The sequence below is a fragment of the Chryseobacterium viscerum genome (assembly GCF_025949665.1).
Taxonomy (GTDB): Bacteria; Bacteroidota; Bacteroidia; order Flavobacteriales; family Weeksellaceae; genus Chryseobacterium; species Chryseobacterium viscerum_A.
On record NZ_JAPDFT010000002.1, the window covers coordinates 243,822 to 257,301 of the forward strand.

At 38.0% G+C, this 13,480-nt stretch carries 9 protein-coding genes; all 9 read left to right on the forward strand.

Translation table 11 applies throughout. From position 1 onward, the window contains the following. Positions 1-32: 32 nt before the first annotated feature. The 9 genes from OL225_RS15260 (at position 33) to OL225_RS15300 (ending at position 13,399) form a co-directional block, all read left to right on the forward strand. Positions 33-1,532, forward strand: a complete 1,500-nt coding sequence (locus OL225_RS15260; RefSeq protein ID WP_264518821.1) for a GH3 auxin-responsive promoter family protein — start codon at positions 33-35, stop codon at positions 1,530-1,532. Between the two features lie 69 nt (positions 1,533-1,601). Continuing rightward, entirely contained in the window at positions 1,602-1,964 is a 363-nt protein-coding gene (locus OL225_RS15265) for a hypothetical protein (protein WP_047376445.1), read from the forward strand. A gap of 92 nt (positions 1,965-2,056) precedes the next feature. Continuing rightward, positions 2,057-3,292 carry an MFS transporter gene (locus tag OL225_RS15270; RefSeq protein WP_264518822.1) on the forward strand — a complete coding sequence of 412 codons (1,236 nt, stop codon included), beginning with the start codon at positions 2,057-2,059 and terminating at the stop codon, positions 3,290-3,292. Positions 3,293-3,595: 303 nt separating this feature from the next. Next, positions 3,596-4,201, forward strand: a complete 606-nt coding sequence (locus OL225_RS15275; RefSeq protein WP_264518823.1) for a tetratricopeptide repeat protein — start codon at positions 3,596-3,598, stop codon at positions 4,199-4,201. A gap of 168 nt (positions 4,202-4,369) precedes the next feature. Beyond that, the gene (locus OL225_RS15280; protein WP_047376439.1) at positions 4,370-6,442 is read left to right on the forward strand and encodes a T9SS type B sorting domain-containing protein; all 2,073 of its coding nucleotides are present in this window, start codon (positions 4,370-4,372) and stop codon (positions 6,440-6,442) included. 102 nt (positions 6,443-6,544) lie between these two features. Continuing rightward, a complete protein-coding gene (locus OL225_RS15285; RefSeq protein ID WP_047376436.1) occupies positions 6,545-8,692 on the forward strand; it encodes a T9SS type B sorting domain-containing protein in 2,148 nt (715 codons plus the stop codon). Between the two features lie 155 nt (positions 8,693-8,847). Then, positions 8,848-10,434 carry a replicative DNA helicase gene (gene dnaB / locus OL225_RS15290; RefSeq protein ID WP_047376434.1) on the forward strand — a complete coding sequence of 529 codons (1,587 nt, stop codon included), beginning with the start codon at positions 8,848-8,850 and terminating at the stop codon, positions 10,432-10,434. A gap of 65 nt (positions 10,435-10,499) precedes the next feature. Further along, entirely contained in the window at positions 10,500-10,976 is a 477-nt protein-coding gene (gene rnhA / locus OL225_RS15295; protein WP_223598432.1) for a ribonuclease HI, read from the forward strand. A gap of 164 nt (positions 10,977-11,140) precedes the next feature. Next, complete coding sequence (locus OL225_RS15300; protein ID WP_264518824.1) at positions 11,141-13,399, forward strand: lectin-like domain-containing protein; 2,259 nt, start codon at positions 11,141-11,143, stop codon at positions 13,397-13,399. Positions 13,400-13,480 lie beyond the last annotated feature (81 nt).

Here is a 13,480-nt window from a genome sequence, read left to right on the forward strand (position 1 = left end):
CCATATTCTCTACTTATTTATAAATTTGACCCATGTTAAACTTCTTCAAGAAAAATGCAGCGCTGATCTGGGCAAAGAAACATGTTCTGAAAGCAGAGGAATTCAAAAAAAATGCAGAGAAAAACCAGGAGGATTTATTACTTTCTCTAGTTAATACGGCTCAAAAAACACTTTTTGGCCGGGAACATGATTTTGAAAACATCCGTTCTGTGAAAGATTTTCAGGACAGAGTTCCCGTAGCAGATTATGAAGATCTGAAACCTTATATAGAGCGGGTAAAAAAAGGACAGGCCAATATCCTATGGACAGAAACTCCTGAATATTTTGCCAAAACTTCGGGAACAACTTCTGGATCTAAATACATTCCGATTTCCAGAGATGGAATGCCGCTTCAGGTTGCTGCTGCTCAAAGTGCCCTGTTTCATTACATCAGTAAAAAGAACAATGCCGACTTTGTGAACGGGAAAATGATTTTTCTGCAGGGAAGTCCTGAACTGGAAGAAGTTTTTGGAATAAAAACAGGAAGATTATCCGGTATTGTAGCGCACCACATCCCGAATTATCTTCAAAAAAACCGTCTACCAAGCTGGGAAACCAATATCATGGAAGACTGGGAAGCCAAAGTAGATAAAATCATTGAAGAAACGGAACGTGAAAACATGACCCTGATCTCAGGAATTCCGCCATGGCTGATCATGTATTTTGAGAAGTTAACAGAAAAACACGGCAAAAAAATCAAACAGCTTTTCCCGAATCTGCAGCTTATCGTTACCGGAGGGGTCAATTACGAGCCATATCGGGACAAAATGGAAGATCTCCTGGGAGGGAAAGTGGATATCATTCAGACATTTCCTGCTTCTGAAGGTTTTTTTGCTTTTCAGGATGATTATACAAAAGAAGGCCTTCTGCTATTGACCAATCATGGAATTTTCTATGAATTTATTCCTTTGGAAGAATATGGCAAGCCAGGAGCTAGAAGATTAACGTTAAAAGAAATTGAACTTCATAAAGATTACGCCTTAATTCTCACAACCAATTCCGGACTTTGGGCTTATTCTATCGGAGATGTTGTAAGGTTTATCGGCAAAAACCCTTACAGGATTCTGGTAAGCGGCAGGACCAAACATTTCACTTCGGCATTTGGGGAACACGTGATTGCTTTTGAGGTGGAAGAGGCAATGAAAGCTACTCTTGAAAAACATCCGGCACAGATTACAGAGTTCCATCTTGCTCCACAGGTGAATCCTGACGAAGGACTGCCATATCATGAGTGGCTGATTGAATTTGAAAAAGAACCGGAGCATTTAGATACATTCAGAGATGAGCTGGATGCACAATTGAGAGCAAGAAACACCTATTATGATGATCTTATTTCCGGGAATATTTTACAGAAACTGCATATCACCAGACTTAAGAAGAATGCCTTTCACGAATATGCCAAATCTCAGGGGAAACTGGGAGGGCAAAATAAGACTCCGAGATTGGCTAATGACAGAAACATTGCAGATCTCTTAGAAATTTACAAAAATTAATCATATTTTTTCAATTCCAAAAACGTATATTCAAAAAAAATTATAAATTTGAAAAACTAAAAGAAAATAATGAAAGCATCTGTACTGTTGAAATCGTCTTTACTAACATCTTTATTTGTTATTACATCTTGTGCTACTACAAAATACAGCGAAGATATTTCAAAAAACAATTACTCCAATCTTGAAGCCGGAAAGATATACAAAGTAACTATGAGAGACGGCTCTCCAAAGCAGACCATCCTGTTCAGAAACGTTGTTGGTGATAATCTTGTAGGTACGGCAGGTAAAAAAGACAGCACAGAAGTAGTAATCCCTAAATCAAATGTAGCAGCTGTAAAAGACAGAAGGAAGGCAAGAATTGCTGCCGGAGCTACTATTATTGGAGCTGCGGGTGTTGCGGCAATTGTAATCAGTTCTTCAAGAGCAGACTAAAATAGATTTTATCTTTCAGGATATATTTAATATATCTTTTAAAAATCAACATATGAATAGTCCTAAATAAATTTTTAGGGCTATTTTTGTTCATGATTTCCTTTACTCCGTTACAAACATTACAAAATGTTGAATTCAGAAATCTTCTCACTGGGAGATTTTTTATTGTTTTAGCTTTCAGAATGCTGGCCACTTTATTGGGATGGTGGGTATATCAATTAACAAAAGATCCTTTTTCAATAGGCCTTATCGGCCTGTCGGAGGTAATTCCTGCTGTAAGCTGTGCGCTGTATGCCGGACACGTTATTGATATGAATGAGAAAAAGCGACTTCTTCTTATCTGCAATTATGCTTATATTTTCCTGATCGGGCTTCTTCTGGCACCTGCATTTTTTGATGTAGAGATGCATTTCACCGGCCATCAGATCACCTATTATATTTATGGAGTTATCTTTTTTACTGGGATCGCAAGAGCCTTTATCGGTCCTATTGTTCCTTCCATGATTCCTAAAATTGTAAAGAAAGAAAATCTTCCCAATGCGGTAACACTGAACCAGGCCACTTTCCTGATCTCTTCTGTCTGCGGACATGCAGTAGGCGGTATTCTTATTGGGTTTATTGGGGTAAAGTGGACATTGGTCGCTATTTTATCATTAATATTTGTTGCTTCATTATTTTTCTGGCAGCTTCGTAAACAGCATTCGGAATACAAAAAGGAAACTGTAAATGTAGTGGAAAGTATGCGTGAAGGAATCTCTTATATTTTCAAAACCAAAGAGATTTTAGGAGCTTTATGTCTGGATATGTTTGCCGTACTTTTTGGTGGTGCAGTAGCGATGATTCCGGTATTTGCTACAGATATTCTAAATTCAGGAGCCGAAGGTTTCGGATTGCTGAACGCAGCATCTGATATTGGTTCAATGTGTATTATTACTATTTTATCTATTGTTCCACTCCGAAAAAATCAGGGAAAAATACTTCTTGCTGTTGTTACCGGGTTCGGACTTTGTATTATTGGATTCGGTTTATCCAAATTGTATTGGCTGTCTTTCATGTTCCTTGTAATGAGCGGAATGCTTGATGGAATTTCTGTAGTTATCCGAGGTACCATTGTACAGTTAAAGACACCTGATCATATAAGAGGACGTGTTCTCAGTGTAAATTCAATCTTCATTATGTCCAGCAATGAAATGGGACAGTTTGAAAGTGGTGTTATGGCTAAATTACTGGGGGTTGTACGTTCTGTGGTATTTGGAGGCTGTATGACTGTTCTAGTTGCTTTACTTGTGGGGAGCACCAATCCTAAACTAAGAAAAATGCAATATTAACTTATTCTTTATCAATCTATTTCAAATTCCAAACAGTAAAAATAAAAATCCGAAATACTTAAAATCAGAATAGAACGTTTTCTATTCTGATTTTACTTTTATAGACCTTTTTTAAAAATAATTTAAACAATTAGATTTCAAATATTCATTCAAATCAATAATATCTTTACGATCTCCATATAATTTTAACCAACCCATAAAATACCATATTAAAAATCAATATATTACTTTCTTTAAATATATCTCAAAATCTTTAATTTAACGTTAATAATTTTTTATATTTGCCTTATAAAATATCCCCCTATGTACAAACTTTTACTAACTTTGAGCTTTTTCGTCACAGGTTCGCTGATGAATGCCCAATTTTTTTCAGATCAAACCTTACAGCAATCTGTATTGCAATTGAATAATGCAAAAACAGAAAATGACTATGATACTCTTTTTTCTAAGTTTTCAGAAACTAAAACTTCAGAAAAATGGCAGGCCAACTATTATGCTGCAGCAGCATTGTATCTTAAAACAAATTTCCTTTTAAAGAACAGCCCGAACAGCCCTCTTGGAGAGTCTAATGAATCTGCAAGAAAACTTGCTATGCAGGCCCTTGCTTCTGAAAAGAATAACGGAGAAGTAAATATTCTTCTTGCCCTCATCCACTTTCAGAAAATCAGGATAAAAACGGCTACAGATCCCCAAAAGGAGCTAAAGACAGTTACAAGTTTTATGACGAAAGCGGAAACCACTGTAAAGAACAATCCAAGACTTTCTTTCTTAAAAGCTGAAATGGCTGAAAAGCAAGGCAACAAGACAGAAGCGATCAAATTATATCAAAAAGCAGTCACAGAATTCGAAATATCAAATGCCTCATCCAGCTCACCTAACTGGGGAAGACAGCTGATCGGAACAAATTAACAGTAAGAAAATGTATGATCTCCTGAGTGAATCGGGCGGTCAGTTTTTATTTTGACACAAAAGACTTTAATGTTATATAATGTTCACAGGAACCTTTTGTATCAGATAAAGCACCACATTTTTTTAGTAATTAAACAATTTTACTATTTGTTTTTAAAATCAACTCTTATGAAAAAAGCATTACTTGTTTTCTCAATTATATTTTCACATCTTTTATTTGCCCAGTCAGACTGTCCTACTGCAATGGCAGTCTGCGGAAACTCGGATATATCATATACTCCGGGCGGGCATGGAGACATTGCAGAAGACCTGGGCGGATGTTTATCTTCCGATGAAAAGTACTCTGTATGGTACTCGTTTACGGTAGCAACAGCCGGAACTCTTACTTTTGAAATCATTCCCAATGATCAGACCGATGATTATGACTTCGGTGTATATGGACCTAACAAATCATGTGGTAACCTTGGAACTCCAATCCGCTGTTCTTATTCCGGAGCAGCTGGAAACACAGGTCTTAACATGACAGCTACAGACCTTAGTGAGGATGCTTCAGGAGATAAATGGGTGAAATACCTTGATGTATTACCTGGCCAGACGTACTATTTAATTGTAAATAACCACAGAGAGACCGCTAACGGATTCAAATTATCATGGGGTGGAACAGCTACTTTATCTTCTCCATTTACAGATCCGAATATACAGCCTCATCCATTCATTCCACCGGGAATTCCAGGAGCAAACCCTACAGATCCTAGAGAAGTAGTGGTGTGTGCAAACCCTGCAACTTTTGATTTCTCTTCATTAACAGCAGGAATTCTTAACGGTAACCCGAACTTCAGTATTAGTTACCATACAAGTCAAAATGATGCGTTAACAGGTAACAACCCTCTTGTTGGCCCTCAGACAGTTACTCCTGTAGGTGTTTATTTCTACAGTATCAACTACACTGATCCTACTAATCCGAACAGTCCTATTAATAAATGTAGACAGACTGGTAAATTTAAATTTAAAGATGGGACGATCAAGGCAACAAACGTTACTTTAACAAGCTGTAACAACAACAATGCAGGTACGGCAACTTATGACCTTACAACAGCCGCTGTTTTTGCAGATCCTACGGCAACAAAAAAATATTATTATACTTTATATGATCTGAATAACTCAATCAATGAGATCACCAATATCTATCAGTTTGTTTCTGCAGAGGGTAAAATATATGTAAAAGTAACTTCTGTATTCGGATGTACTGATATTGCAGAAATTACTCTTAAGTTCTATCCGCAAATTATTGCAAAAGATGCTGAGCTAAGATCATGTTTTATTGAAGCAAATCCTTCCACAGCTTTATTCAACCTTGATAACGCTGCTGTCATCACGCCACAGGCAGGTATCACGAAAAAATACTTCCCTTCACTGACAGACGCAATAGATGGGACCAACGAGATTTTAAATGCTAATTATATTGCACCAAGCGGCCTGGTATATGTAAGAGTATCTGATACCAGAGGATGTTTTGTAGTTGTAAAAATCGGTCTAACAGTTATTGCACCGGTAACATCCAGTGTTCTGAAAGACAAAATCATCTGTGTAGAAGACACTACCACATTAGATGCAGGTCCTGGATTCAAAAGCTATGAATGGAGCACAGGAGCTACAACACAATCTATCAAAGATGTAGGAGTAGGAGTTTACTGGGTAAAATTAAAAACGGGAGAATGTATTGCCACTCAAAAGGTAACAGTATATCCTTCTGAGCAGCCGGTAGTGACAAACATTGATGTTTCCAACACTACATTAACAATCAATGTAATAGGAGGAACTCCGGATTATCAGTATTCTATGGATAAAATCCTATGGCAAACCTCCAATACATTCTCTAATGTAGCAAGAGGAACATACAAAGTATATGTAAAAGATGCTTATGACTGTGAACCTATCGAAGTGACAATAGTAGTTCCTAACCTGATCAATATCATTACGCCGAACGGAGATGGTGTGAACGATGTTGTAGATTATTCTGCCATTGCAGACAAACAAAATCTGGTATTGAGTATCTTTGACAGATATGGAACAAAAATCCACCAGGGAGATAAATCCAACGGATACAAATGGGACGGAACAATTGCAGGAAAGAAGATTCCGACAGGCACATACTGGTACTCCATAACATGGAATGAGAATGACAAGAAGAATACTCCTTTCAAGTTTTCAGGTTGGATCGTTGTAAAAAACAGAGAATAATCCTTATACAATATGGAAAAGCCGCTTTGGCGGCTTTTTCTTTTAGCAAATCATGATAAAATATATTGATCCCAATTTTGTTTAACAAAAATCGTTTCAACAATGAAAAAAATACTACTTCTTTTTATTTTATTGATAACACAGATAGTCTACTCACAGTCAGATTGTATCACAGCAATTCCCATCTGTGGTAACTCTGATATTTCTTACACCCCTTCAGGACCCGGAAACATTATAGAAATTCTTAATGCAAATGGAGGATGTCTTAGCACCAATGAAAGATATACCGTTTGGTATACTTTCACTGTATCTACACCGGGAACACTTGCATTTAAAATAAAACCTAACGATCAGGGCGATGATTATGATTTTGCTGTATATGGGCCAACAGCCAATGGCTGTGCTTCCTTACAGAATGCAGATCATGTTTTCATACAACCCATAAGATGTAACTATAGCGGTACTCCGGGAGATACAGGTCTGGATCTTACTCTTGCTCCACCCGCAGTATTCCCTACCAATCCTCCTGGTACTACAGCGAGTATGAACAATGGTAAATGGAGCCCTTACATGGATGTATTGGTAGGTCAAACCTATTATTTAGTTATTGACAACTTCAGTAGATCTGTTAATGGTTTTTCTATGGAATGGTCAGGTACTGCAAGCTTAAGCTCTGCATTCAACGATCCGGTTCTTTCACCGAATCCATTCATTCCTCCGGGAATTCCAGGAGCTGCGCCTAACGATCCTAGCCAGGTGATGGTTTGTGCGTTACCAACTCAGTTTGATTTTTCAACACTTTCAGCAGCTATTATTAACGGTAACAATTCTAATTTCCAGGTAACTTATCACAAAACTACCAACGATGCTCTTACAGGAGAAAATCCTCTTACTATAGCAACTGTAGATGGAACAACAACATACTATTACAGAGTAGTATATAAAGACCCAACCAACCCAACCAATCCCGTCAACGGATGTTTCATAACCGGGAAATTTAAGTTTGTCAATGTGGGCATCTCAGCCAATACTGCCACTTTATACTCTTGTAACAATAATGGAGCAGGCACTGCAATGTATAATCTAACAACAGCCAATGTATTTGGAGGAACCGGAGCAACGATTAAGTATTATACGACCGTTACCGATATGAATGCAGAGGTGAATGAAATTACAGATCCAACCCATTATGTTTCTGCAGAAGGGACAGTATATGTAAAGGTTGTTTCTACTTTCGGATGTGTTGCAACCACTACAATCAGATTATCATTCTATCCAACAGTTGTATTGAAAGATGCTGTACTCCAAAACTGCTATATTGATACTGACGTTACCCGTTCAACATTCGATCTTTCTAAAGCTGATATCGGAGTAGCCGTTCCAACCCCTACAGGAACTATTATTAAATATTACACATCAGTAGCTGATGCCAAAGCTCAAACCAACCCTATTACAACACCATTAAATTATCTTTCAGAAAGCAAAACGGTATATGTAAGAGTAGACAATGATAAACAATGTTATTCAATTGCTAAAATAGAGCTGATAGTATTACCTCCGGTAAAATCAGCCGTATTAAAAGACAAAACAATTTGTGCTGAAAGCAAAACAACTTTGGATGCAGGACCTGGATTTGCAAGCTATGAATGGAGCACGGGCGAAACTACACAGTCTATCAGCAACGTGGGAGTTGGTGTTTATTGGGTAAAACTTCAGACTGGAAAATGTTTCACGCTTCAGGAAGTACGTGTTCACGCAAGCCTTCAGCCAGTAATCTCAGGAATCGAAATTACCAACAACAACATCACAGTAACAGCTACAGGCGGGGTTCCTCCTTACAAATATTCTGTAGACGGTGTTAACTGGCAGGATTCCAACATATTCACAGGACTTCCAAGAGGTGAGAATACGATATATGTAAAAGATACTTACAACTGTACTCCTATTCAGGTGACTGTGACAGTTCCTAACCTTATTAACGCAATCACTCCGAACGGAGACAATGTAAATGATGTTATTGACTATTCAGCATTAGCTTACAAGAAAAACCTTATCTTCATTGTGTATGACAGATACGGAAACAAACTTCATGAGGCTAACAGAATGAATAACTTCTCTTGGGACGGAACAGCCTTTGGTAAGAAAATCCTGACAGGAACTTATTGGTACACGATCTCATGGAACGAAAACAATAAAGACAATACAGAAACCAAATATTCAGGATGGGTATTGGTAAAAAATAAAGAATAAGCTATACTTAATCTTCTTGAAAAAATCACCTCAGACCGAGGTGATTTTTTTTATCAACAAGATCAACCTCCTGTTTACAGCATTTTCCGAAAGACTGCTAATAATTTGTTGAATACTATTTTTTTATTATTTTTTAAATAAACTATCTTTGCACCATGGCGCAGAAAGAAACATTATCATCCCTGACACACGGAAACTTTGCAAAAGAATTGTCTATTGCGGATGGAAAAATGCCTCCCAATGCAGTGGATTTTGAAAGACTTGTTATCGGAACTTTTTTGATTGACAAAAAGGGGCTTGACCATTCCATCGACCTTCTTACACCAGAAGTATTTTATGATCCGAGACATCAGGTCATCTTTTCTACCATCCTGAAGCTTTATGAGGGAAACCAACCGGTAGACTTAATGACCATTATTCAGAATTTAAAAAAAGAAGATAAACTAAGCCAGGCAGGCGGTGACCACTATATCATCGATCTGACGATGGGAGTAAGCTCATCTGCCCATATTGAATATCATGTACGTGTTATTCTTGAAAAATATATTTTAAGAAGCCTAATCAATGTTTCTGCCAACGTAATAGATTCTTCCTATAAAGAATCTACAGATGTTTTTGAACTTCTGGATAAAGCAGAACAATCTTTCTTCGAAATTACCAACGGAACAATTAAGAAGGGTTTCGATACAGCCAATTCACTGGTAAAACAAGCTATTGATACAATTAAATCTTTAAAAGATAAGGAGGGGCTTTCAGGGGTTCCTTCAGGATTCCGAGATGTAGATAAAGAAACCGGAGGATGGCAGAATTCTGACCTTATTATTATTGCCGCACGTCCCGCGATGGGTAAAACGGCATTCCTTCTTTCCATGGCAAGAAATATTGCAGTAGGACACAAAGTCCCCATGGCTCTTTTCTCTCTCGAGATGGCATCTGTACAGCTGATCACCAGGATGATTGCTTCTGAAACAAGGATTTCTTCTGAAAAATTAAGAAAAGGAACTTTGGATGATGAAGAATGGCAGAGACTATTCTCCAATGTATCTGAGTTGGAAAATGCTCCTTTATATATTGACGAAACTCCTTCCCTTTCCATATTCGACTTCCGTGCAAAATGCAGAAGACTTGTAATGCAGCATGGAGTAAGAATTATCATGGTCGACTACCTTCAGCTGATGACAGCAGGAAGCAGCGGCGGAAAAGGAGTCGGAAACCGTGAACAGGAGATTTCCATGATTTCACGTTCATTAAAAGCGATTGCAAAAGAACTTAACGTTCCGGTAATTGCTCTTTCACAGCTTTCGAGAAGTGTGGAGGCCCGCCCGGGAAAAAGACCTCAGCTTTCAGACTTGAGAGAATCCGGAGCGATTGAGCAGGATGCGGATATTGTATCTTTCATCTTCAGACCGGAATATTATAAAATTACCGTTTGGGATAATGATGAAGAAGGACAGGAAACTTCTACTGAAAATCAGGCTGAGCTGATTATTGCAAAGCACAGGAATGGTGCCACAGCAGATGTCCGGTTATCTTTCTTAAAACATTTTGCAAAATTCGGTGATATTGAAGCTGCAATGGACGGAGCCGGAGGAGGATATCCTTCTAACTTTGGAGAACCAAGCGGCTTTGACAAAATCAAAACTACCATTCAGCCAGGGGCAGCATTTGATCTTCCGGATAGCTCAAAACTTTCCGGCTCATCCATGAATGACTTTGATGATGATGATGATTTTCCGTTTTAAGTCGAAGACTAATCCAAATTCAGTTTAAATTCACAACCCATAATTCAATTTTTTAAAAAGCAGATTTGAGAATCGAAATTTATACCGACGGGGCTTGCAGCGGAAATCCGGGAAAAGGCGGATATGGAATTCTCATGCGCGTTCCTGAAAAAAATTACCAGAAAACATTTTCCAAAGGGTTTCGGAAAACCACCAATAACAGAATGGAACTTCTGGCTGTCATCACTGCATTGGAAAAACTAAAATCCACAGAAAATGACATCCACGTGTATACAGATAGTAAATACGTATCTGATGCAATCAACCAAAACTGGATTGCGGGATGGATCAAACGAGGCTGGAAGAATGTAAAAAACCCCGACCTCTGGAAAAAATTCGTTGAACTATACAATAAACACACTCCTAAAATGCATTGGGTAAAAGGGCATGCGGGCCATTTTGAAAACGAGCTTTGCGACAAGTTAGCCGTTGCAGCAGCCAATTCTTCTGATCTCGAAATTGACACTTATTTTGAGGGGTTGGATAGCAATTCTTTATTTTAATTTAATTAATATAAATAAGTAATTACTATAACAACATTCACCATTATATCATAATAAACTGTATTTTTTTAAAATATTATTAAAATTTTAGCAAAATTAACATTAAATACATATTATTTAATTGGGATTTAATATCTTTACACATTAATCAAAGTCCCATTTAAATGAATAAAAATCTATTATTGTATTTATCTGTTTTTTTACTTTGTATAGCTGGGAAGTCCTTCGCCCAGACTTATCAGCTTATCGGAAACCCAGTAACTACTACAGGATGGACGATGGTTTCCCCTACCCAGGTAAACACAGATTTTATTCAGCTTACCCCGGATACCAATGACCAATCCGGTTCTATCAGGCTGAATGACCCTATCAATTTAAAATATTGTGATAAATGGAGAGTGGAATTTGATTTCAGAATGGATTCCAACCAAACCTACAACGGAGACGGAATTGCTTTCTGGTATCTTGCCAATCCGCCTGTTGCAAGTGTATTGGGTTCCGGCCTCGGAGTATCTCAAAATGCGGTAGGTCTTGTCGTAGGATTTGACACCTATAATAATACTACAAGCACTACGATGAGCAAGGTTCACGTTGCTTATGGGCAGGTTCAAAATACAAGTGACACCAATAATGTTGAGTTCTTTAATGTTGCAGGAAGCTCTTTTCACTCGCCAGATCTGAATACCACCCAGCCATTTCAGGGGACAACTTATAAACATGTTGAAGTAACAGCACAGGTAAATCCTGCGGCACCTACCAGCTGGATATTAAAAATAACAATAGACGGTAATGTAATTTGTAATCAGTCTTTTGCTCCTTCCGGAACGGCTGCCGCAATGACTGTAGGATATTTTGGATTTTCAGCTTCCACAGGAGGTGCAAGATCAAGACACTCTATTAAAAATGTAAAAATTTATACTGATAAAGTTCCTATTTTACAAAATTCAGCCACCCAGTCTTTTTGTCCCAATCCTACTACCGGATACGGATCTGTAAACCTGACATCTTTCAATTCGCAATTTGTCAATAATCCTTCAAATTACACATTTACTTATTATCCACTGGGAAGCTCCACACCTATTGCTAATCCTGCCAATTATCAATTCAATGCTAATACAACAGTTACAGTTGTCATTAAAGATAATGCAGGCCTGCTTTGTGACAACCCGGATGGTAAGATATTACTGGTTCTTGCACCTTTCAAAGCTGAAGATAAAACCATTACGGTATGTAATAATAACAAAGCCGGCACCGCCACTTTCAACCTGAATACAGCAAATGTAACAGGCGTTCCGGGAGCTGTAAAAAAATATTATAAAACGTTAGCAGACCTCAATGCAGACACTAATGAGATTCAAAATCCCGGCAACTACATATCTGCTCCGGGAGTTGTATATGTAAAAGTAACAACTCCTCAGGGATGTACAGGTTCAGCAAAAATCACGCTGGAATTTTACCCTGACACTCCCGTAAAAGAAGCTTCATTGAGATCATGTTTTATTGAAAACAATATCACCAGTGCTATTTTTAATCTGATGACTGCAGATGTTACCACATTAACCACAGGTGTATCAAAAAAATACTACACTTCCATTGCTAATGCCCTTGACGGAACCAACGAGATTATGAACCCTCTTCAGTACCTATCCACAAGTACTGCCGTTTACGCAAAAGTAACAGACGCCAATGGATGTTTTAATATTGCTAAAATCAACCTTATTGTATTACCACCAGTACCATCATCTGTTCTGAAAGACAAAACCATTTGTATTGGTGAAAAGACAGATCTGGATGCAGGCCCTGGGTTTGACGGCTATGAATGGAGCACCGGAGCAACCACCTCATCTGTTAAAGACCTTGGAGTAGGCGTTTATTGGGTGAAGCTTAAAACAGGTAACTGTATCACTACACAGATTGTAAAAATAAACGCATCTGCAAATCCTGTGATCTCCAGCATTGACATTGATAACAACACGATAACGGTAAATGTAGCAGGTGGAAAACCCCAGTATCAATTCTCTCTGGATGGAGTCAACTGGCAGACCAGCAATATTTTCACCGGATTAGCGAGAGGAGAAGTAAGAGTATATGTAAAAGATTTCTATAACTGTACTCCTGTTGAAGTTCAGATCACTGTACCCAATCTGATTAACGCCATCACTCCAAACGGTGATAACGTAAACGACTTCATTGACTATTCTGCACTTGCTTACAAGAAAAACCTGATATTCATCGTCTACGACAGATATGGTAATAAATTGTATGAAGCCGGAAAGATGAGAAACTTCATCTGGGACGGAACTGCTTCCGGTAAAAAAGTTCTTACAGGAACTTACTGGTACACCATCTCATGGAACGAAAACAATAAAGACAATACTGAAACTAAATACTCAGGCTGGGTATTGGTAAAAAACAGAGAATAAATTTTACTATCAGAAACTACCTCATTTTGGGGTAGTTTTGATAGTAAAAACAACACCTGCTCAATCAGAGATTGGAATCAG